The organism is Saccharothrix syringae (genome assembly GCF_009498035.1).
GTDB classification, from domain to species: Bacteria; Actinomycetota; Actinomycetes; order Mycobacteriales; family Pseudonocardiaceae; genus Actinosynnema; species Actinosynnema syringae.
Genome location: NZ_CP034550.1, coordinates 2540892 through 2563969, shown reverse-complemented (window position 1 = coordinate 2563969; position 23078 = coordinate 2540892). Strand labels below are relative to the sequence as shown.

The following is a 23078-nucleotide window of genomic DNA, read 5'->3' as shown; positions in this document are numbered from 1 at the left end:
CATGCCGACCAAAGCCCAGCCCACCTCGGACGGGACCGCCTCAAGCAAGATCACCATCGCGGACATCGCCGCCGAGGCGGGGGTGTCGGTACCGACAGTTTCGAAGGTGATGAACGGCCGCGCGGACGTCGCACCGCACACCCGCGAGCGCGTCGAAGCCATCATCCGGCGGCACGGGTACCAGCGGCGGTCGGACGAGCGGTCCCGCCGGTCCAACCTGGTGGAACTGATGTTCCACGAGCTGGAGAGCGCCTGGGCGCTGGAGATCATCCGCGGTGCCGAGCAGGTGGCCGCCGAGCAGGGCCTGGCGCTCGTGCTCAGCGAGTCGCAGGGCAGGCTCACCCCGGGCCACGGCTGGCTGGAGGGCGTGATCGCGCGCAAGCCGCTCGCCGTCATCTCGGTGTTCTCCGACCTGACCTCGCAGCAGCTGGCCAAGCTGCGCGCCCGGGACATCCCGGTGGTGGTGGTCGACCCGATCGGCGAGCCGCAGCTGGAGACCCCGTCCATAGGGGCGACCAACTGGAACGGCGGCCTGACCGCCACCCGGCACCTGATCGAGCTGGGGCACCGCCGGATCGCCATGATCGGCGGCCCCGAGCGGGTGCTGTGCAGCCGCGCCCGGGTGGACGGCTACCGCGCCGCGCTGGAGACCGCGGGCCTGGCCGTGGACCCGGCCCTGGTCCGCTACGGCGACTTCCACGTCGAGTCCGGCCGGGCCGCGTTCGCGCCGCTGCTGGACCTGCCCGACCCGCCCACGGCCGTGTTCGCGGGCTCCGACCTGCAGGCGCTGGGCATCTACGAGGCCGCCCGCGCCGCCGGGCTGCGCGTTCCCGAAGACCTCAGCGTCATCGGTTTCGACGACCTCCCGGTCGCCCAGTGGGTGGGCCCGCCGCTAACCACGGTCCGGCAGCCGCTGCAGGACATGGCCGCGGCGGGCACCCGTCTCGCCATCACGCTGGCACGTGGTGAAGAGCCCGAACACCGCCGAATCGAGCTTGCCACCACGCTTGTGGTGCGGCAGAGCACCGCACCGCCGCGCTGACGAGCCGCCTCCTCATCCCCTCCCTCAGTGGTGGTGGCCCGGTTGCTGGACGTAGGCGCACCCCGGCGCCTCGGCCGCCACCGTGTGGCCCACCTGGTCCTGCGGTCCCGGCGGTCGGCACCGGAGCTGGTGCAGCCCCAGCACCTCCAGGCCGAGCGTGCCGCTGAGCGCGAAGCCGTTGCCGAACCCGAAGTCGGGGTCGTCGGAGACCTCGCCGCTGCTCAGCGCGCCCTGCCAGGCCCGCTGGAAGTCGCCCAGCCGGTCGCGGTGGAACACCACCAGCCCCAGCCGCTCGTACGGCCCGGCCCGGCAGGTGGCCCACTCGGCCACGTAGGGCGCGTAGAGCCTCGTCCGCAGCGGGCCCACGAACTCGGCGAACTCGTCCATCGTCCGCGGCTGCGGGTCGTCGCACTCCCCGGTCTGCTCGTGGACCCACTCGGCCACGTCGGCCGGGGTGGCCAGCGGCGGGCCCAGGGCGTTCGCCGCGACGCCGGGGGCGCCCGCGGCACCGGGCGAACCGGTGGGGCCGGTCGTCGCGGGCGAGCAGGCGACCGACCCCACCAGCAGCGCGGCCAGGGCCGCGCACCGGGCGTTCATCAGGCCGTGGCGCACGTGGCGCCGTTGAGGGTGAACGAGGTCGGGTTGACGGGCGTTCCCTGCGACGTCCCGTTGAACCCGAAGCTCACCGACTGGCCCGGCTGGATGTTCTGGTTCCAGCTCGCGCCCTTCGCGGTGGCCCGGCCGCCGGACACGGTGACCTGGGCCGACCACGCCTGGCCGACCCCCTGACCGGAGGGCACGTCCCAGGCGAGCTCCCACGCGTTGACCGCGGTCGTGCCGGTGTTGCGCACCGAGACGTTCGCGGTGAAGCCGCCCGACCACGAGCTGGGCACGGCGTAGCTCACCGAGCAGGCGCCCGGCGTGCCGGTGCCGCCGCCGGTCGTGCGCACCGAGACCACCGCCGACGGGGGCGAGGTGTTGCCCGCCGCGTCCCGCGCCACCACGTAGAACTGGTAGGCGGTGTCGGGGCTCAGGCCGGTGACCGTGGCCGAGGTGGCCGAGCCGGAGGCGACCGGCACGTCGGTCGCGCCCGCCTCGCGGAACACCTGGTAGGTCGACACGCCGACGTTGTCCGAGGACGCGGTCCAGCTCAGCGAGACCGAGCTGCCGGTGGCGGTCGCGGTCGGCGTGCCGGGCGCGGTGGGCGCCTGGGTGTCGCCGCCGGAGCCGCCGCCGGTGAAGAAGACGTCCGAGCAGCTGTAGAAGGCTTCGGGGCTGTCGCTGCGCTGCCAGATCGAGTAGATGACGTGGCGGCCGGACTTGTTCGGCAGCGTGCCGCTCCAGGTGTACTCGCCGCTGCCCAGCGACGGGTTGACGACGCTGTCGAACGGCGCCGGCTCCAGGTCCGACCACTTCAGCGGCTGGGTGACGTCGAAACCGTCGCGGGTGACGTACTGGTCCCAGCGACCGGGGTGCGGCGCCCACGCGTTGTACTTGAAGGTGATCGGCGCGCCCGCCCGCAGGGTGGTCGTGGGCCAGTCCTCGCGGGCCAGGTTGTAGGCGTCGTACTTGGTGGTCGGGCCGCACAGGTCGCCGTCGGCGATGATCTCCCGGTGCCGGCCGCCCGCCTGGCTGATCAGGTTGCCGTACCAGTCCCACAGCGGCTGCTTGCCGCCGAGCTGCACCGCGGCGGCGCACGCCGGGTTGGTCGGGTTCAGGTCGCCGTTGCCGTTCAGCCTGCCGTCCTCGTAGCAGGCGTAGGTGCGGCTGGGCGGGTAGGTCATGGACCCGTGTGCGAGCGCGACGCCGCCCGGGTTGAGCACGGTGGTGATCCCGACGAGGCCGAGCGCGGCAGCGGCCAACGCCCCTAGGCGCTTGAGTCGCACGGACATGTCTCCTTCAGATCGACGGTGATCTGTGAAGCTGGGAGCGCTCCCAGAATTACCATCGCATCGCCGGTGACCGCACGTCAACGCTTCGTTTCAACTGGTGGTCGCCGGGTACCGATCAGGCATGCGGATCGCGGTGGTCGGCCAGGTGGCGCGCGACCTGGCACTGGTCGTGCCCGAGGTTCCCGGGAGCGGTTCCAGCACCACGGTGTCCGAACGGCGCGAGATGCTGGGCGGGAAGGGCGCCAACATCGCCCGCGACCTGGTCCAACTCGGCGCGACGGCCGAACTGGTCGGGGTCGTCGGGGACGACCTGCCCGGCCGCCTCCTGGTGGACCGGCTCGTGGCGGACGGCGTAGGGACCTCGGGCCTGGTGCGACGACCGGGCACCCGAACGGCCCTGGTCGTGGACGTCGTCTGCGACGGGGAGTACCGCTACCTGGAGGACATGCCGCCGGGCACGCTCGTGACCACCGGGGACGTGGAGGCGGCGCGGGCGGTGTTCGCGGGGGCGGACGCGGTGGTGCTGCAGTTGCAGCAGCCGGCGGAGGCCCTGCTGGCGGCCGCCGTCGCGGCGTCCGGGCTCGTGGTGCTCGACGGCGTGCCCGGTGGGGAGGTCGACGCCCTGCTGCGGCGGGCGGACGTGCTGCGCGCGGACCACTCGGAGGCGGAGCAGCTCCTCGGGCGGGCGGTGGAGGGGGCGGACGAGGCCGTGGCCGCGGGGCGGGAGCTGCTGGGGCGCGGGCCGTCGGTGGTGGCGCTGGAGGTGCCCGGGGCGAACGTGCTGGCGTGGGGGGACGGGTCGGCGGTGGTGCCGTTGACCGAGGAGGAGGTCGTGGACACGACGGGGGGTGGGGACGCGTTCGTGGCGGCGTTGACGGTGGCGCTCGTGCGGGGGGACGGGGTCGAGCAGGCGGGCGAGTTCGCCACGGCCGCGTCGGGGCGGGCGGTCGACCACCCCGGCGGGAGGACCGACTTGACGGGGCTGGCCTGACCGGGCCGGCCTGAGCAGCTCAGGGCTGCCGGCCCCGCCTTTCTCCGCCTTGCTCCGCCCAGACCCCCGCCTTGCCCGCGCCGCACCGCTCACCCTGTCCCGTCTTGCCCGCGCCGCACCGCTCACCCTGTCCCGTCTTGCCCACGCCGCACCGCTCCCCCTGTCCCGCCTCTCTCTTTGCCCTGCCAGGGCGAATGTGACGGATCGGCTTGGATTCCGCCCCCCTGATGGACGCCGCGAGCCCGGTTCCGTAACCTGTCCGAGACCTGATCGGGTGTCACCCGTTCGGATTAGGACCGGCTACGAGGAGGCTCGGGCGACCGTGGCGTCGAACCCCGCCCAGCGCACCACCCGCGCCGCCGTGGCGGCCACCGCGGTCGCCCTGTTCGTCGGCACCCAGCCGCTCGCCGCCGCCGACCCCGTGCCGCCCAACGCCTCGGACGCGCTCAAGCGCTACAACGAGCTGTCCACGCAGGCCGAGACGCTGAACGAGGAGCACCTGCGGGCGCAGGAGGAGCTGGCCAACGCCCAGGGCGCGCTGGACCAGGCCAACCGCGACATCGCCGGTGCCCAGCAGGCGCAGGAGGCGTTGCGCGGGCAGGTCGACCTGCTCACCGAGGCGTCGTTCCAGGGCGCCCGGTTCAGCCAGCTGTCCGCGCTGCTGGTGTCGGACTCCCAGCAGGACTTCCTCAACCGCATGTCGGCGCTGGGCGTGCTGGCGTACGACAACGCCGAGTCGCTGCGCGGCCTGGAGGAAGCCGTCGTCAAGGCCGAGGACGCCGCGCGGCGCGCCACCGAGGCCACCGACAGCGCCAACCGGGCGATCGGCGAGATCGACCAGCGCAAGGCCGCGCTGAACCAGCAGATCGACGAGGCCCGCGACGCGTACCGCTCGCTCAGCCCGGCCGACCGGCGGGCGTTGAACGACGCGGGCGACATGGGCCCGATCCCGGTGCCGGCGGGCAAGGCCGGCGAGGCGCTGGCGTTCGCGCTGTCGCAGCGGGGCAAGGACTACGTCTACGGCTCCAACGGCCCCGACACGTGGGACTGCTCCAGCCTGATGCAGGCGGCCTACCGGTCGGCGGGCATCGCCATCCCGCGCACCACGTACGGGCAGGCGAAGATCGGGCGCTCGGTGACGCGCAACGAGGTCAAGGCCGGCGACCTGGTCATCTACTACTCGGGCCAGACGCACGTGGCCATGGCGATCGACGGGCTGCGGGCCGTGCACGCGTCCACGGAGGGCGTGCCGGTCAAGGTGCAGGACATCGAGTCGATCGGACCGATCAGCGTGATCCGCCGGGTGGTCGGCTGACCCGCCGGCGGGCGTTCGCGCCCCGGTAGGCCCCGCACCGCGACGGCGGTCGCCCTCCACCGCGGACTCCCCCGTCACCAGGTTCGCGGCTCCCCGCCCCCTCGGCTCGCGGCTTCCCGACTCGCGGCCCCCGCCCGGGTTCGCGGCTCCCCCGGCCCTCCGGCTCGCGGCTCCCCGCGCCGCCCCGACGGGTGATCACCAGCGGTTCGCCGGCGTGCTCGTTACCATGATTCGGTTCAGAAACGATCCACACAGGCGGTGAACGCGTGGAGCAGTGGAGTGCCGGCGCGGTGGCGCGGATGCTCGGCATCTCGCCGACCACGCTGCGCACCTGGGACCGGCGCTACGGGCTCGGCCCGGACACCCGCGAGGAGGGCAGGCACCGCCGCTACTCCGCGGCCGACGTGTCCCGGCTGCGCCGGATGCTGGAGCTGACCGCCCAGGGCATGGCACCCTCGGCGGCCGCCGCCGTGGCGCTGGGTTCGCCGCCGCCGCCCGCGCCCCGGGCGGGTGGCGGGCCGAGGGCGATCGCGGTGGACGGGTCGCTGGAGGGGCGCGGGTTCTCGCGGGCGGCGGCGCGGTTGGACGCGCCGCTGATGAGCTCGCTGGCCGCGGAGCTGTTCGAGCGGCGCGGGGTGGTCGACACGTGGGAGTCGGTGCTGGTGCCGTTCCTGGTCGCGCTGGGCGAGCGGGTGTCGGCGCAGGGCAGGGGCGTCGAGGTGGAGCACCTGGCGACGGCGAGCATCCTCGGCGCGCTGCGCCGGGCCGGGAAGCCGCCGGTGGTGGCGACCGGGCGGCTGCCGGCGCTGCTGGCGTGCGCGCCGGAGGAGCAGCACAGCCTGCCGCTGGACGTGCTGGCGGCGGCGTTGGCCGAGCGGGAGTGCGCGTCGCGCAACCTCGGGGCGCGGGTGCCGGCCGACGCGCTGCTGGACGCGGCGACGTTGCTGTCACCCGGTTCGGTGATTTTGTGGGCGCACGCCCGGCCGTTCGCCGACGCGGCGCCGGTGGCCGAACTGCTGTCGCGGGGGCACGCGGTGCTGGTCGGCGGGGCGGGGTGGGTCGAGGTGCCACCCGGCGCGCGGCGGATGTGGTCGTTGGCGGAGGCGGTGGGCACGGTTCTTGAGTTGAACCGATTTTGAATCGAATTTAGGGTGTGCAGGGAGCCCGACCTGACATCGAGGACGTGAGCCCCGTGACTGAGTTGTCCCGCCTGCCCCAGCCGGTCGCCGAGTCGTGGGACTGGCAGCTGAGAGGTCTGTGCCGCGGCATGGACAGCGGGTTGTTCTTCCACACCCCCAACGAGCGCGGTTCCGCGCGGCGGTACCGCGAGGCGCGGGCGAAGGAGGTCTGCGCGCGGTGCCCGGTGGTGCGGCGGTGCCGGGAGCACGCGTTGGAGGTCGAGGAGACGTACGGGATCTGGGGCGGGCTCGGGGAGAGCGAGCTGCGGGCGCTCATCTCGCGCCGGCGCAGGTGATCACCTCCGGGTGCCGGCCCTGGCCTTCGGGGTCCAGCGGGTGTAGCCGGCGCGTTCGGCCTCCTCGGCGGAGTTGAAGGTGACGTCGCCCTTCATGCGCTTGAAGTAGGGCGAGGCCGGGGTGTGGAAGACCATGGACCGCGAGTTGCACTTCACCTCGACGGGCTGGTCCCCCGCCGCTTCGCGCCGCTCGCCGTTGACCGCGCCGGTGCGGGTGCGGGAGGTGGTACGCGCCTTCGTCCTGGTGACCGCACGCCCCTCGACGCCGGTGCCCGCAGCGCTTTCCGCCTCTCGCCCCGCAGCACCTTCCGCCCCAACACCCACGGCGGTTTCCGCCTCGACACCCGCAACACCTTCCGCCCCTCCCTCCGCCACCCTCCGCTCACTCGCCTCCTCGGCGTCCTCGCCTTCCCCGTCCACCGGTTCTTCGACCCGCACCGGCAGCACGGCGGCGTCCACCACCTCGGCGTGGGGCTCGACCACCTCGCCATCGGTGACGACCAGGGCCGTGGGCACCGCCGGGGGCAGGGCGGGCCAGGTGACCGCGCGGGCCAGGTCGGCCCGGACGCGGAGGTCGCGGATGGCGGCGCGCAACGGCAGCCAGGTGAGCATCGCGCCCGCGGCGAACGCCAACGCGCACAGGACGAAAATCTGCGTGAACAACCAGAACACTGGCACTCCTCCTGGCACGACCGGCGAACCTCCTGGCAGACCGGCGAACTTCCGGTGACCGCTCCCGAGCGCGGCTGGGTGGCTAGCGGATCAGGACGTCGACCTGGCGGGCGACCGGGTCCGCCCCCTCCGGTGCGGCGTCGATGCTGACGGACGTCTCGACCTGGTCCGGGCGCACGCCCTGCGCGACGAAGAGGTCGCGCACCACCCCGACCCGGGCGAGGGCGAGGTCGCGGGCGTCGGGCCGCTCGGTGGAGGCGTGCCCGACCAGGGTGATGGTCGACCGGGGCGCCACCAGCAGCAGCCGACCGACGCGGCCGACGAGCACGGGCCCGTACCCCTCCCAGCCGGTGGTGCCGGGTTCGAAGCGGAACCCACCACCGCCCTGCACCATGTTGGTGACGGAACGCTGGAGCGCGGCCACGTCCAGCGGCCCGACCTCCGGCGTCCGGACCTCGACGTCCAGCGCGCCGTCCGCGAAGACCCGCCGAACCGCCCGCCGCAAGTCCTCGGCGGCCCCCTCCCCCGCCACGACGGCCGAGACGTCCACCCGCTGCCCGGAGAACCCGGCGGCGAACCCGGTGACCCCACTGCGCGCGGCAGCCAGCAGCAGGTCGACCACGTTGCCCGGCGAAGCCGGCAACCGTTCACCGGTAAGAGTGATCAAATCCGTCACACGGTAGAAGTCGACCCGCCCCCGAACCGCCTCGACCAACGCCTCCCGCTCGGCGTCGTCCCCAGCCTCCCCCACCAGCACGACCTCGTCGGCGCGGATCACCAAGGTCAGCCGCCCACCCCCGCGGCCGACACCCCCGTCCCACCCCGCCTGCCGCGCGCGAGCGTAAACCCCTGATGCCGCAAGGAGACCGGGGACGAGCAGTGCTCCAGCGAGCCAAACTCGCCAGGGCCGGGATTTCAGCACCGGGCGTTACTACCGGAAGGCGAGCCCCGCGTGCCACCAGCCGCCCCCGTATGCCCACGATGCAACGAAGTATTTCACCTGTCCAGGTGACCTGACCTCGCAACAATTCCACCTACGAGCGACTTCTCCCACCCAACCACCCCAGCCGCCCCAGCGGCCCTCCACACCACCAACACGCCCCACACCGCCACGACACTCGGCTGGCCACCCAGCCAAAAACGGCCCCAGCCAAGCATTTTCCGGCGACCCCAACGTGACGGCCGAACATCGCCCCAGCAGGCGAAACGCGATCGAGCCAACGCAACCGGGGACGCCGCGGTCGCAACAGCCGCAACAGTCGCGACCGGTTGACGGCCGGCGGCTGGCAGCAGGCGGATGGCGGATGGCGGATGGCGGATGGCGGATGGCGGCCGGCAACGGGCGGATGGCGGCCAGCAACGGGCGGTGGGCAGCCGGCGGCGATCGCGGCAGGTGACCGGCAAGCGGGCGGCAGCGGATGGGCGGCAAGCGGGCGACAGCGGGCAGTGGGCGACAGCGGGCAGCGGTGGGCGGCAGCGGGCCGGCGGGCTGCGATGAGGTGCGCACTACGGCGGGCTGCGACGACTGGCGGCTGCGGGCGTGGCGACTGCGATCCGGGCTTTGGGCGTCGGCGGCTGCAACTACCTCGCCGATGCCGGGGCTGCCGCTGCAGGGGTGGGTTTCACCGCGGGCGGCTGTTCGCTGCGGGCTAGGACCGTCGCAGGTGGGTGCGCCGCTGCCGGTGGGTGCCTGTCGCGGGTGAGGGCCGCTGTGGGCAGGCACTGCGGTCGGCTGGCCTGGTTGCTCGGCGGGGTCAAAGGGCAGGGCTGAAGGGCTGGGTCGACGGGCGGCCGGAGGTGCCGTGGCCGGGGGTCGACGGCGGGGTTTCTTGGCCAGTGCTCCTGTGGCCGGTGCTCGTGCGGGCTTGGGGTGTAGGGGCCGCGGGTGTGTGGTCCCGGGGTGGCTTGGTCCGGGAGCCGAGGCGGGCGGCGGTGGGCGGAGGGGAGTCAAAGGGGCGGGGAGTCGGAGGGGCGGCTGGGAAGGAGGGGCGAGGGGTCGGAGAGGTGGGGGTCGGAGGGTGGCGGCTTGGAGGGGCCGGGGTCAGGTCGGGGTCAGGGGCGACTCGGGGGTCGTCGGACGGGGGTGGTGGTTCGGGGCTCCGAATTCTCTTAACCGATGATCCAGACCCCCGTTTACGTACACATCTCGCCGATGATCACCCGATCGTGTCTGCCCACGAAGGCGGCTCGGGTGCCGACCCCGGCGGTGCCGCCGACGTTTCCGCTGTTCAAGCCGCCGATGGTAGTACTCCCTGCCGACAGCCGCACTTGCTGCAGACCGGGTGGGTCGGGACCTGGATGTCCGCCAGCAACCGGCGGGAGTCCTCGAAGGTCGGGGGCTTCTGCCCCGGCACCAGCAGGCTGTCCAGGACCTCCTGCCTGCGCCTCGCCAGCTCCCTCGACCGCTCGACCGGGTCCTTCAGCCTCGCCCGCACGCGCTCGCGCGACTGCTCCCGCGCCAGCGTGCCCGCCGCGCTGAGGGGGCGCGCCGGCCGGGGCTGGGTGAGGCGCGCGTTGCGGCGGTTGATGCGCCACCACGCCCCCAGCGTCATGCCCGGCACCGGGGGGCGCGCTCGGCGCGCGCCCCCCTGCCACCACGACCTCAGCCGCGCACGGAGGAAGTCGTGCGCTACCTGGTCGCGGTTCCTCGGGCTGCCCTGGCTGTTGCCGTCCGGCCTGCGGTCGACCGCCGCCAGCAGGGCATCGACGCACCACCCCTCGGCGAACCAGGGCCCGACGACGCGGCGCAGGGCCGCCCTGTTGCCGTCGGGCCAGTTCGCGCGGAGGCAGAGCGCCTCGACCGCCGTGTCGATCTCGGCGTCGGTCTCTGGGATGACACGGCCGGGCCACTGACGGGGATCGAGTCGAACACGCATCGCACAGCTCCCTTCGAACGCGTACCGAACATCCGTTCGAAGATGGTGCCACCTACCACCGACAATTTTGGAGTCCCAAGTGTTGACTTATATAAGCTGAGGCTGAAACATACTGGTCGTGCACGCGTTCGACGTCCTCGGCGATCCCGTCCGCCGCCGCATCTTGGAGCTGCTCGCCGACGGCGAGCTGTCCTCCGGCGCGGTCACGGAGGTGGTCCGGCAGGAGTTCGGCATCTCGCAGCCCGCCGTCTCCCAGCACCTGCGCGTGCTGCGCGAGCACGGCTTCGCCCGGGTCCGGGCGGAGGGCAACCGCCGCCTCTACGCGGTGGACGCCCGGGGGCTGCGCGAGGTGGACGAGTGGCTCGACCGGTTCCGCCGGTTCTGGAGCGGGCACCTCGACGCGCTGGCGACCGAGCTCGCGCGCGGCAAGCGCGAGCGGCGACTCAAGGGAGACCAACAGTGATCGACTTCGCCGACCACCTCAAGTCCATCGGCCGCGAGCTGAGCAGGGACAACGGGGAGGTCGTGGGGGTGCTGCTGCGCCGCACCTACGACGCGGCGGCCGAGGACGTGTGGGACGCGCTGACCGACCCGGACCGCCTGCGGCGCTGGTTCCTGCCGGTCAGCGGCGACCTGCGGGAGGGCGGCGACTTCCAGCTGGAGGGCAACGCGGGCGGCGACATCCTGACCTGCGCGCCGCCGAAGCTGCTCCGGGTCACCTTCGGCGGCGAGTTCTCCGTCGTCGAGGTGCGGCTGCTGCCGCGGGGCGAGCGGACGACCGTCGAGCTGGAGCACACCGTCCCGCCGGAGATGGCGGCGGGCGGCGTGGGCGCCCTCTACGTCGGCCCCGGCTGGGACGGCGGGCTGCTGGGCCTGGCCCTCTTCCTCGGCGGCGACCTGCCCGCGGACGCCGACCCGGTGGCCATGGCCAACTCGCCCGAGGTGCAGCGGTTCAACCTCGGGTCGATCGACCTGTGGGCGGGTGTGGTGGAGGAGCAGGGCGGTTCGACGGCCGAGGCGCTGGCGGAGGCGGTCGGGGTGTCCAAGGCCCAGTTCGCGCCTGAGGTGAGCGGCTGAGCAGGGGGAACGGCGGCCGGCTCGCGGGGGTCCGGTGGGCCCCCGCGAGCCGGGCGAAGCCACGCGTGCCGACCCCAGCCCCGCGGACCGGCCGGAGCCGGGCGGGACGGGGCCGGTCGGCATCAGGGCTCGTCGAGTTCGGCCTCGATGTCGTTCAACGTCGACTCGACGCTGTTCAACGTCGACTCGACCTCGTCGAACCCGGGGTCCGGCACCCCCTCCGACCGGCACCCGACCAGCGAGACCAGCAGCACCGCCGCCACCAGCACCCTCACCTCCCGCCACCGCAGTGCCGGGCCTGGAAGTCGTCCACCCGGCGCTGGGCGTCGGCCAGCCGGGCCGACCGCTCACCCAGCCGCCCGGCACGGCGCTCCAGCCGGTCCGCCCGCACCGCGTCCCCCTGCTCCCGGGCCTCCGCCGCCCGCTGCCGCAGCCAGGCCGCCGACCCCTCCACCTCCGGTCCGCCGTTGACGCGCGTGGTCAGCCGCCCGATCCGCTCCTCGATCCGCGGCACCCGCTCCTCGCACAGCTCCCGCACCCGCTCCGGCCCGACCGTGATGGGGGCGTAACCGCTCTGGGCAGCAGCGACACCCGTGGTGACCAGGACTGATCCCATTGCCGCCAGCGCGGCGATCCACGTCTTCACGCCGTCCACGGTCGCGCCCCCGGATGAGCACCGCGTCCGGTCGGTGTTCGGGTTCGGTGAAGACTCTCGGTGAAGACTCTCGACGAAGACTTCCGGTGAAGACCTCGCCGCCCGGGGTTCACCCCGGGCGGCGAACTTCAGCCGGGTTGCGGCGAAGTTCACCGAACGCCCCGTTTCGCGCTCGTCCGGACGGGCAACCCCTCCCGCCATGACCGACACCCTGTGGGAAGAGTTCCACCGCGTGGTGAACATGACCTCGAACGAGCTGGAGGACTGGCTGCGCACCCGCTCGGCGGACGAGGACAGCGAGGCCCTGCCCGACCAGGCCGGCACGCCGACCGGTCAGGAGGTGCTGCGGGTCCTGCGCAAGCGGCGCACCGACCTGACCACCGAGGACGTCAGGGTCATGCGGAAGGTGGTGGAACGGGTCAACGAGCAGCGCCGCGCCGACCTGGAGCCGACGGCCGGCGAGGCGCACTGGCGGCACCGGCTGATGTCGATCGGGCACGACCCGCTCAAGCCCGCTTGAGCCCCTAGGACCGCTTGACCGGCAGCTTGTCCGCGTCCGACAGCCGCACGCCCGCCTCCGGCACCAGCCCGAACTGCACGACCTGGCGGCGGGCGAGCAGGTCGGTCAGCCAGTCGGCGGCCACCCGGAGCCGGTTGCCCGGCATGGCCAGCAGGTGGTACCCGCGCGCCACGACCTTCGCCGGCAGCCCGGTGAGCGGCACGTGCAGCGGGTCGGCCACGGCCTGCACCCCGGCCAGGTCCACCACGAACCCCAGGTCGCGGTGCCGGTAGTTGCCCGCGGTGCCGTGGCCGAGGGATGCCGCGACGTTCCGCCCGGCCAGCTTGCCCTGCCGCTGCGCGTGCTGCGCGGTCATCGGCGTCGGCTTGCCGCCGTTGAACACGTCCGGCACGGCGGCCACGTCGCCGGCGGCGAACACGTGCGGGTGCGTCGGCACGGCCAGCGCGGGGTCGACCACGATCCGGCCCTTGTCGGTCTTCACCGCCACCGACTCCACCAGCGGGTCGGGCCGCACGCCCACGCACCACACCACGGTCCGGGTGCCGATCTCCGAGCCGTCGGTGAGGCGGGCACAGGTGGGGGTGACCGCCTCGACGCTGGTCTCCAGCCGCACGTCCACCCCGCGCGACCGCAGCACCCGCGCGGCGGGCGCGCTCAGCCGCTCGTCCAGGCCCGGCAGCACGCGGGGCGCCATGTCGACCAGGACCCACCTGATGTCGCTCTCCGACAGGCCGGTGCGCCCGCGCAGCGCCGACCTGGTCAGCTGCTGCCCCTGCGCCACCAGCTCGGTGCCGGTGTAGCCGGCGCCGACCACGACGAACGTGGCCCGCGCGGCGCGCTCGGCGGGGTCGTCGGACTGCTCGGCCAGCTCGACCTGCCGCAGCACGTGGTCGCGCAGGAACACCGCCTCGGCGACGGACTTGAACCCGAAGGCGTGCTCGGCGACGCCGGGGATGGACAGCAGCCGGGTGACCGACCCGGCGGTCAGCACCAGGCGGTCCCACTCCAGCACCTGCTCGCGGCCCTCCACGTCGACCACCGAGCAGGTGCGCGCGGCCAGGTCGACGCCGGTGGCGTGGGCCTGCACGAGCCGGGTGCGCGGCAGCTTGGGCCGCAGCGGCACGGCGACCCGGCGCGGGTCCAGCGACCCGCCGGCGACCTCGGGCAGCAGCGGCACGTACAGCATGTAGTCGGTCGGGTTGACGGCCACCAGCTCGGCGGCGTCCGGCGGCAGCGCGCGTTCCAGGGTGCGCAGGCAGTGGTAGCCCGCGAAGCCCGTGCCGACGACCAGCACCCGCGGCTTGCCCATGGTCTCGGTCCCTCCGACGACGGCGGTATCGACGACGGGTACCCCCGACCGGAACCGGGTAGACACGGGACATGCCCCTTGGACTCCCCGACGCGATCACCGCCTGCCTGTTCGACCTCGACGGGGTGCTCACGAGCACCGCCGTGCTGCACCGCCGCGCGTGGAAGCGCACCTTCGACGCCTTCCTCACCCCGCGCGGCGAGCCGCCGTTCACCGAATCGGACTACGTCCAGTACGTCGACGGCCGCCCGCGCTACGACGGGGTGCGCGCGTTCCTGGCCTCGCGCCGCATCACCCTGCCCGAGGGCACGCCCGCCGACCCGCCGGACGCGGATACCGTGCACGGCGTGGGCAACCGCAAGAACGAGCTGATCGAGGCGATCATCCGGGACGAGGGCGTGACCCCGTACCCGGGCACGGTGCGCTACCTGGAGGCGGTCCGGGGGCGCGGGCTGGCCATCGGCGTGGTGACCTCCTCCGCCAACGCCCGGAAGGTGCTGGACGCGGCCGGCCTGAGCCGGTTCGCCACCGCCCTGGTGGACGGCGTGGTGATCATCCGCGACGGGCTCAGGGGCAAGCCCGCGCCCGACTCCTTCCTGGCGGGCGCGCGGGAGCTGGGCGTGCCGCCGGCGCACGCGGCGGTGTTCGAGGACGCGCTGGCGGGCGTGCAGGCCGGCCGGGCGGGCGACTTCGGGTACGTGGTGGGCGTGGACCGGGCGAACCAGCGCGAGGCGCTGCGCGCGCACGGGGCGGACGTGGTCGTCGAGGACCTGGCGGAGCTGCTGTGAGCGGGTGGGAGGTCAACCCCTGGCTGCTGCGCTGGAACGGGTTGGACGTCGAGCAGCTGCGCCGGACCGAGTCGGTGTTCGCGCTGTCCAACGGGCACATCGGCCTGCGCGGCACCCTGGACGAGGGCGAGCCGCGCGGGCTGCCCGGCACCTACCTCAACGGCTTCTACGAGGCGCACGCGCTGCCGTACGGCGAGTCCGGCTACGGCTACCCCGAGGACGGGCAGACGGTCGTCAACGTCACCGACGGCAAGGTCATCCGGCTGCTGGTGGAGGACGAGCCGCTGGACATGCGCTACGGCAAGGCCCACGAGCACGCCCGCGAGCTGGACTTCCGCACCGGCACGCTGCGCCGCCGCACGGTGTGGGAGTCGCCGACGGGCCGCCGGGTCACCGTGCGCACCGAGCGGCTGGTGTCGCTGACGCAGCGCGCGGTCGCCGCGATCCTGTACGAGGTGGAGCCCGAGGAGGACGTGCAGCTGGTCGTGCAGTCGGACCTGCTGGCCAACGAGCCGGTGGAGAACGACAGCGACGACCCGCGCGTGGCCGCCGCGCTGGAGGACCCGCTGGTGGCGGACTTCGCGCACGCCACCGGCTACCGGGCGATCCTGGCGCACCACGCGCGCAACTCGGAGCTGCGGATGGCCGCCGCGATGGACCACGAGCTGGAGACCGACGACGGCGTGCGCACCGAGATCCGCGCCGAGGGCGACCTGGCGCGGTTCACCGCGGCCGTGGACGTGCCCGCGGGCGGGCGGCTGCGCCTGGTGAAGTACCTGGGGTACGGCTGGTCGGCGCAGCGGTCGGTGCCCGCGCTGCGCGCCCAGGTGGAGGCGGCGCTGGCGGGTGCCAGGCAGACCGGCTGGGACGGGCTGCTGGCCGAGCAGCGGCGGTTCCTGGACGAGTTCTGGGAGGCCGCCGACGTCGAGGTGCGCGGCGACGACGAGCTGCAGCAGGCGGTGCGGTTCGCGCTGTTCCACATCATGCAGGCGGCGGTGCGCGGCGAGACGCGGGCCATCCCGGGCAAGGGCCTGACCGGGCCCGGCTACGACGGGCACGCGTTCTGGGACACCGAGATGTTCGTGCTGCCCGTGCTGGCCTGCACCGTGCCGGAGGCGGCGCGGGACGCGCTGCGGTGGCGGCACTCGACGCTGGACAAGGCGCGGGAGCGGGCGGCGGTGCTCGGGCAGGCCGGTGCGGCGTTCCCGTGGCGGTCGATCAACGGCGCCGAGTGCTCGGCCTACTGGCCCGCGGGCACGGCGGCGTTCCACGTCTCCGGCGACGTGGCGCACGCGGTGGCGCGGTACGTCAGCGTCACCGGGGACCTGGCGTTCGAGCGGGAGCACGGCGCGGAGATCCTGGTCGAGACCGCGCGGCTGTGGGCGTCGCTGGGGCACCACGACCAGCACGGCGGGTTCCGCATCGACGGCGTCACCGGGCCCGACGAGTACTCGGCGGTGATGGACAACAACGTCTACACCAACCTGCTCGCGCAGGAGAACCTGCGCAACGCGGCCGAGGCGGTCGAGCGCCACCCGGCGGTGGCCGAGCGGCTGGAGGTGACGCCGGCGGAGGTGGAGGGCTGGCGCAGGGCCGCGGACGGGATGCTGGTGCCGTTCGACGACCTGCTGGGCGTGCACGAGCAGGCCGAGGGGTTCACCTCGCACGCGGCGTGGGACTTCGAGCGCGTCGACCCCGACGAGTACCCGCTGATGCTGAACTACCCGTACTTCGACCTGTACCGCAAGCAGGTGGTCAAGCAGGCCGACCTGGTGCTGGCGATGCACGTGCGGGGCGACGCGTTCACGCCGGAGCAGAAGGCCCGCAACTTCGCCTACTACGAGGCCCGCACGGTCCGCGACTCGTCGCTGTCGGCGGGCACGCAGGCGGTGCTGGCGGCCGAGGTGGGCGCGTTGCAGCTGGCCTACGACTACCTGTCCGAGGCGGCGTTCACCGACCTGCACGACCTGCACCGCAACGTCCACAACGGACTGCACATGGCGTCGCTGGCGGGCGCGTGGACGGGGCTGGTGGCCGGGTTCGGCGGGATGCGCGACCACAGCGGCGAGCTGGCCTTCGCGCCCCGGCTGCCACCGGGGCTGCAGGGCTTCTCGTTCCGGCTGACCTACCGCGGCACCCGGCTCGCCGTGGAGGTCGCCCCGGACCAGGCGACCTACCGGGTGCTCTCCGGGGACGGGCTGGACGCCTCCCACCACGGCGAGCGGTTCACCGTGAAGCCGGGCGAGCCGGTGGCGCTGTCCATCCCGGACCCGCCGCAGCCGCCCGAGGTGCGGCAGCCCCACAACCGCGCGCCGGTGCGCCGGACGCCGCCCGGGAACCAGGGGTGAGGTCGGGGGTCGCGGGTCCCGGGCCCGCGGCCGCTCGGCCTGGGTACCGCTAGGGGCCCGCGCCGACCGGCCTGGCGCCGACGTGACGAGGGCCCGCGACCGCTCGGTCGCGGGCCCTCGTCGTGCGAGCCGGGCCCGGTCGTCGCGCCTGGCGCGGACCGGGCGCGGTCGCGCCCCGTGCCGGCGCGCTCAGTCGTCGTGCGGGCGCAGCGCGGAGGGCTTGTGCACGGCATCCCGGCCGCTCTTGTCGCTGCGCACCCGGTACTGCGGGTCGTCCTCGGACGCCCTCACCTTCCGGCCCGCCGCCTCCGTGTCGGAGGTGATCTTCTCCTGCACCTCGCCGCGGGTGGTCGAGCCGTGGCTGGACCACTCGACCTCCTGCCCCTTGCGGAACTGTTCGGCCATGACTTCTCTCCCGTCGAGTCTTCCGCCCGTTCCGGGGGGTACCCCGGAACGGGAGCCGGACACGGAGGCCGATGTGGACGACGAGAGGCGCGGCATCCGCGAGGTGGGCGACCCCGGCGGTGGCGGCGAGTCGACCGGGCACGCTTCGGGACACCGCATCGTGCCCCTGCCGCGCACCGGGCAGGACGACCTCGGGGACGTCGGGCACACCGCGTGGCGCTCGCTGGTGAACCGGGGCCACGACCCGACGAGGGGATGAGGCGCCCGGCCGGACCCTTGGGGGGAGGTGGGTCCGGCCGGGACTGCCAGGCGGCCTTGGGGGGCGGTGGCCGCCTACGCCCTCATCGTGGACGAAGGTACCCCCGTTACGGCCGGCCAAACCGAGCACCCGAAAAATTTTTCGGCACCCGGGCCGGCGGTCCACCGAAGGGGTCACCGTTCCGCCCCGCGGATCGGGGCGTTCCGACCGTCCACACAGGTCGGGAGAGCGTTCTCCGCAGATGTGCGGTCGATTGCGGCCAAAAATGTCACTCACAGGAGTGAGAGGGGCAGCGCCGGGACCGGTGGCCGGACAGTATCCCGAGGATGAGCTCAACACCGATCTACGACGAGTTGGCCGCCACCTACCTCGCCGACGCCGAGCCCGGCGAGACCGGCGCGCCCGCCCCGCCCGCGGCGGAGGCGGAGCCCGGTGCCTCGCCGCCGGGCCGGGCCGAGCGCGCCGGCCGCGGCCGCAAGCGAACAAAGGTCTGAACCACCGATCTTGACACCGCCTCACGCAGCGGAGTAGGACGACTGCAGTCCGTAGACCAGGGCGCCTACCCCGAAGGGTGGAGCGGAATGCGTGTACGAGCACTGCTCGCGGCGGCGGTCCTGCTGGCCACGACGGCCTGCACCCAGGAGCAACCCGACGCGCCCGAACAGGTGACCCTCACCTGGTGGGACCACTTCGACCACTCCCCCATGGCCGACCAGGCCGTGACCGGCCTGCTGGCGCGCTACCAGCAGGAGCACCCGGAGGTGCGCGTCGAGCGCCGGGCCCTGTCCCGCGACGATTTCCGGACCTCCCTCGCCGAGGCGACCGCCTCCGGCGCGTTCCCCGACATCGCCGCGGTCGACGCGGCGGACCTGCCCCGGCTCGCCGACCGGGGCGTGCTGGCCGACCTGACCGACCGGTTCGCCGGGTGGCCGCTGACCGACCGGTTCCTGGGCCCGGTGCGCGAGAGCGCCACCCACGACGGCCGGTTCCGCGGCGTGCCGCTGCGCAGCACCACGACCGCGCTGGTCTACGACCGGGAGGTGTTCGAGCGGGCCGGGCAGGCCGGGCCGCCGACCACGTGGGAGGGGTTGCGCGCCACGGCGCGGGCGCTGACCACCGGCGAGCGGGCGGGGCTGTGCTTCCCCGCCTCGGGCGAGGAGGCGACCGCGACGTTCCTCCCGTTGTTGTGGCAGGCGGGCGGTGACCTCGCGGACCTCGCCACCGGCGGGGCCGACGCCCTCGCCTACCTCGACGACCTGGTCAACACCGACCGCAGCGCGCCCGCCGACGTCCTGGGGTGGACCGGGGCGGACGTGGCGGCGCGGTTCGCCGAGGGGCGGTGCGCCATGGCGCTCGCGGACACCGGCGCGATCCCGACCCTCAACCAGGCCGGGCTGGACTGGTCGGCCGCGCCGCTGCCCGGTGGCGAGGCCGGTGCGGCGACGGTGCTGGGCGGGGAGACCTGGGTGGTCGGCGGGAGCAGCAGGCACGTGGACCAGGCGTGGGCGTTGCTGACGTGGCTGGCCGAGACGCGGGACAACGCCACCGAGTTCGGCGGTGGGCTGGGCGCGCTGCCCAACCGCTCCGACACGGTCGACGACCTGGCCTGGCAGTGGGACCCGAACCTGGGCGGGTTCACCGGTCAGCTGGGCACCGCCCGCAGCCGCACGGCCTACGGGGCGAAGTACGCGGAGATCTCGGCGGTGATCGGCGGGGCGGTGGCCGACGTGCTGGGCGGGAGGCGGGAACCTGGCGAGGCGGCCGGGAGCGCCGGGGACGAGGTCGGGCGGTTGCTGGGGTAGGGGTTCGCGGGCCGGGCGGCGGCAGGCTGGGCGGCGGCAGCGGCGGTCAAGCCGCACGGCGGCGGATGGTGGCGGCGGTCGGCGGCGGCGCGATGGCGGCGCGACGGCGGCGGTCCTGTAGCGGCGGGCTGCGGCGGCGGTGGGCAGGTGCCGGCGGCACGGCACCCCTCGCCGGCCGGCGCCGCGGGCGTCGGCCGTCCACCTCGGCACTCACGCGTCGTCACCCCACCGGCTCCCGGCCCCGACCCGCCAGGCCCCGGTCACTCAACCCCCACCTCCTCTCACCCCATCGTGTTGCGCCGAACGCCACCATGGCGTGACGGCGTCCGGACCACGGATGACCTCGGTGGCGCCGGGTAATCCCCCGGCCATGCGGAACACAGCTCTCGTGCGCGACAGGGACGCGGCCGACACCCGGCGGTTCAGCCGGGCACAGCTGCTCGCGCTCGTGGTCGGCGTGCTCCAGATCGTCGCGTCGTGCATCCCCTTCCTGCCCACGGGCGAGGGCACGAACCACACCCTCTACCTGGCGACCGGCGCGGCCGGCCTCGTGCTCGCCTGGCGACACCACCACGCCCGCTGCTACGGCGTCGCCCTCCTCCTGCTCTACGGTCAGCTGTTCATCACCGACGCGGAGGACACCGGTCCCCTCGGCCTGCCGACCCTGGAGACCCTGGCGTACGGCCGGGCGGCCGTGGCGGGCCTGGTGATCGTCCTCATCCCGGCGTTCAAGCGGCGGTAGTCGCCCGCGGTCAGCGTGCCGTCGGGGTGGAAGCGCAGCTTGGGGTCGGGGCTGCGGGCGATCGACTCGAACATCGCCAGGTCGGACTTGGTGGTCGGCCGCCAGTACATGTGGGCCCCGTGCGTGACGCCCATCCGCATCGACATCATGGTCGCCACCGCGTGGTCGTAGCGGCGCTCGCTCAGCGGCCGCCCGCCGGAGGCGTGGATGTCGAACACGTCGTGGTCGCCGGTCAGCGGGCGCAGCGCGCCCCGGTGGTCGTAGCCGTGCACGACCCCTTCCCGGACCACGTACTCGTCGCGCCGCTCGAACGCGGCCATCTTCTCGCGCAGCGCGTCGAACTCGATCCGCCGCTGGTCGTAGCGCCGCAGCAGGCGGTCGCTGAGGTCGTACCGCGGTAAGGCCGGCGGGAAGTAGCCGACCAGGCCGCGCTGCCCGGCCGGCGCGCCGAGCCGGACGTCGAGGTCGTTGATGGTCTTGGCCTTGACGGCCTCCGGTTTGGGCAGGGCGCCCGCGCGCAGCCAGGCCACCGCGTGCGGGTTGGTGGCCCGCACGTCGATGACCAGGTCCTGCTCGGCGGCCACCTGCTGGAACTTGCGGGCGTGCTCGGTGGGCATGCCGAAGACGGGCTCCACCGAGGCCAGGGGGAAGAGGTGATCAGTGCGCACGCGTATTAAGGTCCGCCCTCAATACGGGTGCACGAGCAGCCTGGTTCCGGTTAGCTCACGACGTGACCCCTGAATCTCTCGTCGGGCTGCTGGCGGAACCGGAGCGGTTGCGCGTGGTGGCGGCCCTCGTGCTGGGTGCCCGCACCGCCGCGGACGTCGTTGACACGACCCGGTTGGACACCCGGCGTGTGGAAAACGCGCTGCGCAGGCTGCGTGCGGCCGGTCTGGTGGACGCCGACGGGCCGGGGTGGCGCGTGCGCGAGGAGCTGTTCGGGCAGGCCGCCCGGCTCGGCGCGGCGGACCGGGTGCGCGAGGACCCGTTCGTGCGGGACGGACGGCTCGTCCGGTTGCCCGCGCAGCGCGGGCGCAGGCGGGCCGTGCTGGAGCGGGTGTGCGCCTCGTTCGAACCCGGCAGGCGCTACCCGGAGCGCGAGGTGGTGGCCGTGCTCGGGAAGTGGTGCGACGGCGGCGAGGTCGACCACGTGACCGTGCGCCGGTACCTGGTCGACGAGGGGCTGCTCGACCGGGCCGGCGGCGAGTACTGGCGCTCGGGCGGCCCGGTCGACGTGGGACGGGGCTGAGGATCAGCCGAACCGGTCGGGGTCCGGGCCGGTGCGCACGCCGCGGTCCAGGCCCGCGATGCGGCCCATGTCCTCGTCGTCGAGCTCGAAGCCGAACACGTCCAGGTTCTCCGCGATGCGGGCGGGCGTCACCGACTTGGGGATGACCACGTTGCCCAGCTGCACGTGCCAGCGCAGCACGACCTGCGCGGGCGTGCGGCCGTGCTTGTCCGCGATGGACGTGACCACGGGGTCGGCCAGCAGCTCGCCGCCCCGGGCCAGCGGGCTCCACGCCTCGGTGGCGATGCCGTGCTTCCGGTTGTACTCGCGCAGCTCCTCCTGCTGGAGCCACGGGTGCAGCTCCACCTGGTTCAACGCCGGCACCTCGCCGGTCGCCTCGACCACGCGCTCCAGGTGCTCCGGGTGGAAGTTGGACACGCCGATGGCGCGCACCCGGCCGTCGGCGTAGAGCTTGCCCAGCGCGCGCCAGCTGTCGACGTAGCGGTCCTGCCCGGGCGCCGGCCAGTGGATGAGGTACAGGTCCAAACGGTCCAGCCCCAGCTTGGCCGTGCTGGCGTCGAACGCGCGCAGCGCCTCGTCGTAGCCCTGGTCGGAGTTCCACAGCTTGGTGGTGACGAACACCTCGTCGCGCGGCACGCCCGAGTCGGCGACGGCCCGGCCCACCGGCTCCTCGTTGCCGTAGGCCGCGGCGGTGTCGACGCTCCGGTACCCGACCCGCAGGGCCTCGGCGACGGCGGCGTAGGTGTCCTCAGTGGACACCTGGAAGACACCGAAGCCGAGCTGCGGCATCGTCACGCCGTTGTTCAGGGTGATGGTCCTCATGGAGGACATGATGCCCCTTGTCAACGCTTCCCACGCATCGGGAGCCGTTGACCCGCGTCACCCACCCCTGGTCGGATCACCCGTCGTGAGGGCATTCCCTGATGTGGCGAGCATCGAGGTGACGATCGCCATCCGGCTGACCGGGCCGGCCTCCCGCGCGGTGGACGGCGCGGTGGCCGGTGCGGAGCGGTTCGCCGAGGCGCTGCGGTCCGCGCTGGACCTGCCCGGGGCGGACGTCGTGATCGACCTGCCCGCCCGCCGGGCCGAACCCGTGCTGCGCGTCCTGGTCGACTCGCGGCGGGTGCTGCTGCGGGGGCGGCCGATCGAGCTGACCAGGCTGGAGTTCGACCTGCTGCACCACCTGGTCACGCACCCGCGGCAGGTGCACCGGCGCTCGGCGCTGATGAGCAGCGTGTGGGGCGGGGCGAGCACCGTGGACACCCGGACGGTGGACGTGCACGTGCGCCGCCTGCGCCACAAGCTCGGCGAGGCCGCGGGGTTCATCACCACCGTGCGCGGGGTGGGGTACCGGGCGGACAGCACGGCGGACGTGGTGGTGGAGCGCGACGCGCTGGCCGGCTAGCGGGACCGCCGCCGAACGCCGACGGCTTCGCCCCCGGTTGGCCGGTGGGGTCGCCGGGTCACGCGGCCGCACGTCAGCCGGTCGGCACTTGCCGCACCCCGCCTGCCTGCACCCCGCCTGCCTGCACCCCGCCCGCCACCCGAACAGCCCGATCCCCGGATCATCCGACCGGTGCCACCGGGCGCCCGGCACCGGCGGCGCGGTCACGCGTCGCGGTCACCACCGCCGTCCCGGACACCGACGGGTACTACCCGGAG

26 protein-coding genes are annotated in these 23078 nt (G+C 74.0%); 15 read left to right on the top strand and 11 right to left on the bottom strand.

All coding sequences use genetic code 11. From position 1 onward, the window contains the following. Position 1: 1 nt before the first annotated feature. A complete protein-coding gene (locus tag EKG83_RS12090; protein ID WP_033427192.1) occupies positions 2–1042 on the top strand; it encodes a LacI family DNA-binding transcriptional regulator in 1041 nt (346 codons plus the stop codon). A 24-nt stretch (positions 1043–1066) separates the two neighbouring features. On the opposite strand, the gene EKG83_RS12085 is transcribed toward EKG83_RS12090, so the two are convergent. Both EKG83_RS12085 and EKG83_RS12080 read right to left on the bottom strand, forming a co-directional pair. Next, positions 1067–1654: a hypothetical protein gene (locus tag EKG83_RS12085; protein ID WP_033427191.1), complete on the bottom strand. Its 588-nt coding sequence runs from the start codon at positions 1652–1654 to the stop codon at positions 1067–1069. Then, positions 1639–2934, bottom strand: coding sequence for a lytic polysaccharide monooxygenase (locus EKG83_RS12080; protein ID WP_033427190.1), 1296 nt, complete (start codon positions 2932–2934; stop codon positions 1639–1641). Before EKG83_RS12080 ends, EKG83_RS12085 begins: the two co-directional genes overlap by 16 nt. 121 nt (positions 2935–3055) lie before the next feature. Here EKG83_RS12080 and EKG83_RS12075 point away from each other — a divergent pair, with 121 nt between their 5' ends. The 4 genes from EKG83_RS12075 (at position 3056) to EKG83_RS12060 (ending at position 6714) form a co-directional block, all read left to right on the top strand. Then, entirely contained in the window at positions 3056–3925 is an 870-nt protein-coding gene (locus EKG83_RS12075) for a PfkB family carbohydrate kinase (protein WP_033427189.1), read from the top strand. Positions 3926–4247: 322 nt separating this feature from the next. Then, the gene (locus tag EKG83_RS12070) at positions 4248–5240 is read left to right on the top strand and encodes a C40 family peptidase (RefSeq protein WP_033427188.1); all 993 of its coding nucleotides are present in this window, start codon (positions 4248–4250) and stop codon (positions 5238–5240) included. 266 nt (positions 5241–5506) lie between these two features. Further along, positions 5507–6379: a MerR family transcriptional regulator gene (locus EKG83_RS12065; protein WP_228122582.1), complete on the top strand. Its 873-nt coding sequence runs from the start codon at positions 5507–5509 to the stop codon at positions 6377–6379. A gap of 53 nt (positions 6380–6432) precedes the next feature. Next, entirely contained in the window at positions 6433–6714 is a 282-nt protein-coding gene (locus tag EKG83_RS12060) for a WhiB family transcriptional regulator (protein WP_033427344.1), read from the top strand. Here the strand turns inward: EKG83_RS12060 and EKG83_RS48985 are convergent, their stop codons facing one another. The 3 genes from EKG83_RS48985 to EKG83_RS12045 all read right to left on the bottom strand — a co-directional run bounded on the left by EKG83_RS48985 (position 6715) and on the right by EKG83_RS12045 (position 10262). After that, positions 6715–7386, bottom strand: a complete 672-nt coding sequence (locus EKG83_RS48985) for a sunset domain-containing protein (protein ID WP_033427186.1) — start codon at positions 7384–7386, stop codon at positions 6715–6717. Positions 7387–7468: 82 nt separating this feature from the next. After that, a complete protein-coding gene (locus EKG83_RS12050) occupies positions 7469–8164 on the bottom strand; it encodes an OmpA family protein (protein ID WP_033427185.1) in 696 nt (231 codons plus the stop codon). Between the two features lie 1450 nt (positions 8165–9614). Next, the gene (locus EKG83_RS12045; RefSeq protein ID WP_033427184.1) at positions 9615–10262 is read right to left on the bottom strand and encodes a hypothetical protein; all 648 of its coding nucleotides are present in this window, start codon (positions 10260–10262) and stop codon (positions 9615–9617) included. Positions 10263–10380: 118 nt separating this feature from the next. Here EKG83_RS12045 and EKG83_RS12040 point away from each other — a divergent pair, with 118 nt between their 5' ends. Then, positions 10381–10725, top strand: a complete 345-nt coding sequence (locus EKG83_RS12040) for an ArsR/SmtB family transcription factor (protein ID WP_033427183.1) — start codon at positions 10381–10383, stop codon at positions 10723–10725. Further along, entirely contained in the window at positions 10722–11339 is a 618-nt protein-coding gene (locus tag EKG83_RS12035; RefSeq protein ID WP_033427182.1) for an SRPBCC domain-containing protein, read from the top strand. The genes EKG83_RS12040 and EKG83_RS12035 overlap by 4 nt, the downstream gene beginning before the upstream one ends. 122 nt (positions 11340–11461) lie before the next feature. On the opposite strand, the gene EKG83_RS12030 is transcribed toward EKG83_RS12035, so the two are convergent. Together EKG83_RS12030 and EKG83_RS12025 are read right to left on the bottom strand one after the other, a co-directional pair. Beyond that, the gene (locus EKG83_RS12030; protein WP_153278032.1) at positions 11462–11614 is read right to left on the bottom strand and encodes a hypothetical protein; all 153 of its coding nucleotides are present in this window, start codon (positions 11612–11614) and stop codon (positions 11462–11464) included. Next, positions 11611–11985: a hypothetical protein gene (locus EKG83_RS12025; protein ID WP_153278031.1), complete on the bottom strand. Its 375-nt coding sequence runs from the start codon at positions 11983–11985 to the stop codon at positions 11611–11613. Before EKG83_RS12025 ends, EKG83_RS12030 begins: the two co-directional genes overlap by 4 nt. Positions 11986–12193: 208 nt before the next feature. On the opposite strand from EKG83_RS12025, the gene EKG83_RS12020 reads away from it, so the two are divergent. Further along, positions 12194–12514 carry a DUF3140 domain-containing protein gene (locus EKG83_RS12020; protein WP_033427181.1) on the top strand — a complete coding sequence of 107 codons (321 nt, stop codon included), beginning with the start codon at positions 12194–12196 and terminating at the stop codon, positions 12512–12514. 4 nt (positions 12515–12518) lie between these two features. Here the strand turns inward: EKG83_RS12020 and EKG83_RS12015 are convergent, their stop codons facing one another. Beyond that, complete coding sequence (locus EKG83_RS12015) at positions 12519–13823, bottom strand: NAD(P)/FAD-dependent oxidoreductase (protein ID WP_033427180.1); 1305 nt, start codon at positions 13821–13823, stop codon at positions 12519–12521. A 71-nt stretch (positions 13824–13894) separates the two neighbouring features. Between EKG83_RS12015 and EKG83_RS12010 the strand changes: the two genes are divergently transcribed. Both EKG83_RS12010 and EKG83_RS12005 read left to right on the top strand, forming a co-directional pair. Further along, positions 13895–14611 (top strand): beta-phosphoglucomutase family hydrolase, encoded by a 717-nt coding sequence (locus tag EKG83_RS12010; protein ID WP_033427179.1) that lies wholly within the window; start codon positions 13895–13897, stop codon positions 14609–14611. Beyond that, the gene (locus EKG83_RS12005) at positions 14608–16959 is read left to right on the top strand and encodes a glycoside hydrolase family 65 protein (protein WP_033427178.1); all 2352 of its coding nucleotides are present in this window, start codon (positions 14608–14610) and stop codon (positions 16957–16959) included. Before EKG83_RS12010 ends, EKG83_RS12005 begins: the two co-directional genes overlap by 4 nt. Before the next feature lie 189 nt (positions 16960–17148). Here the strand turns inward: EKG83_RS12005 and EKG83_RS12000 are convergent, their stop codons facing one another. Beyond that, a complete protein-coding gene (locus EKG83_RS12000; protein ID WP_033427177.1) occupies positions 17149–17364 on the bottom strand; it encodes a hypervirulence associated TUDOR domain-containing protein in 216 nt (71 codons plus the stop codon). A 73-nt stretch (positions 17365–17437) separates the two neighbouring features. Between EKG83_RS12000 and EKG83_RS11995 the strand changes: the two genes are divergently transcribed. From EKG83_RS11995 to EKG83_RS11985, 3 genes are all read left to right on the top strand, one after another. Then, on the top strand, positions 17438–17623 hold the full coding sequence (locus EKG83_RS11995) for a hypothetical protein (RefSeq protein WP_051764197.1): 186 nt from the start codon (positions 17438–17440) through the stop codon (positions 17621–17623). A gap of 326 nt (positions 17624–17949) precedes the next feature. Continuing rightward, the gene (locus EKG83_RS11990) at positions 17950–18117 is read left to right on the top strand and encodes a hypothetical protein (protein WP_153278030.1); all 168 of its coding nucleotides are present in this window, start codon (positions 17950–17952) and stop codon (positions 18115–18117) included. Positions 18118–18204: 87 nt separating this feature from the next. Continuing rightward, positions 18205–19425, top strand: coding sequence for an ABC transporter substrate-binding protein (locus EKG83_RS11985; RefSeq protein ID WP_051764196.1), 1221 nt, complete (start codon positions 18205–18207; stop codon positions 19423–19425). A gap of 612 nt (positions 19426–20037) precedes the next feature. Here the strand turns inward: EKG83_RS11985 and EKG83_RS11980 are convergent. Further along, positions 20038–20835: a hypothetical protein gene (locus EKG83_RS11980; protein WP_033427176.1), complete on the bottom strand. Its 798-nt coding sequence runs from the start codon at positions 20833–20835 to the stop codon at positions 20038–20040. 62 nt (positions 20836–20897) lie between these two features. Here EKG83_RS11980 and EKG83_RS11975 point away from each other — a divergent pair, with 62 nt between their 5' ends. Continuing rightward, positions 20898–21416, top strand: coding sequence for a DUF2087 domain-containing protein (locus EKG83_RS11975; protein ID WP_033427175.1), 519 nt, complete (start codon positions 20898–20900; stop codon positions 21414–21416). Positions 21417–21419: 3 nt separating this feature from the next. Here EKG83_RS11975 and EKG83_RS11970 read toward each other — a convergent pair whose 3' ends face one another. Next, complete coding sequence (locus EKG83_RS11970) at positions 21420–22247, bottom strand: aldo/keto reductase (protein ID WP_033427174.1); 828 nt, start codon at positions 22245–22247, stop codon at positions 21420–21422. 109 nt (positions 22248–22356) lie between these two features. Between EKG83_RS11970 and EKG83_RS49385 the strand changes: the two genes are divergently transcribed. Beyond that, positions 22357–22821, top strand: coding sequence for a winged helix-turn-helix domain-containing protein (locus EKG83_RS49385; protein WP_282916580.1), 465 nt, complete (start codon positions 22357–22359; stop codon positions 22819–22821). Positions 22822–23078 lie beyond the last annotated feature (257 nt).

What these genes read in the sequence shown, in the direction of transcription:
- EKG83_RS12090 (WP_033427192.1), top strand. Translation starts at nt 2, where the DNA reads ATGCCGACCAAAGCCCAGCCCACCTCGGACGGGACCGCCTCAAGCAAG.
- EKG83_RS12080 (WP_033427190.1), bottom strand. Translation starts at nt 2,934, where the DNA reads ATGTCCGTGCGACTCAAGCGCCTAGGGGCGTTGGCCGCTGCCGCGCTC.
- EKG83_RS12075 (WP_033427189.1), top strand. Translation starts at nt 3,056, where the DNA reads ATGCGGATCGCGGTGGTCGGCCAGGTGGCGCGCGACCTGGCACTGGTC.
- EKG83_RS12045 (WP_033427184.1), bottom strand. Translation starts at nt 10,262, where the DNA reads ATGCGTGTTCGACTCGATCCCCGTCAGTGGCCCGGCCGTGTCATCCCA.
- EKG83_RS12020 (WP_033427181.1), top strand. Translation starts at nt 12,194, where the DNA reads ATGACCGACACCCTGTGGGAAGAGTTCCACCGCGTGGTGAACATGACC.
- EKG83_RS12015 (WP_033427180.1), bottom strand. Translation starts at nt 13,823, where the DNA reads ATGGGCAAGCCGCGGGTGCTGGTCGTCGGCACGGGCTTCGCGGGCTAC.
- EKG83_RS12010 (WP_033427179.1), top strand. Translation starts at nt 13,895, where the DNA reads ATGCCCCTTGGACTCCCCGACGCGATCACCGCCTGCCTGTTCGACCTC.
- EKG83_RS12000 (WP_033427177.1), bottom strand. Translation starts at nt 17,364, where the DNA reads ATGGCCGAACAGTTCCGCAAGGGGCAGGAGGTCGAGTGGTCCAGCCAC.
- EKG83_RS11990 (WP_153278030.1), top strand. Translation starts at nt 17,950, where the DNA reads ATGAGCTCAACACCGATCTACGACGAGTTGGCCGCCACCTACCTCGCC.
- EKG83_RS11985 (WP_051764196.1), top strand. Translation starts at nt 18,205, where the DNA reads ATGCGTGTACGAGCACTGCTCGCGGCGGCGGTCCTGCTGGCCACGACG.
- EKG83_RS11970 (WP_033427174.1), bottom strand. Translation starts at nt 22,247, where the DNA reads ATGTCCTCCATGAGGACCATCACCCTGAACAACGGCGTGACGATGCCG.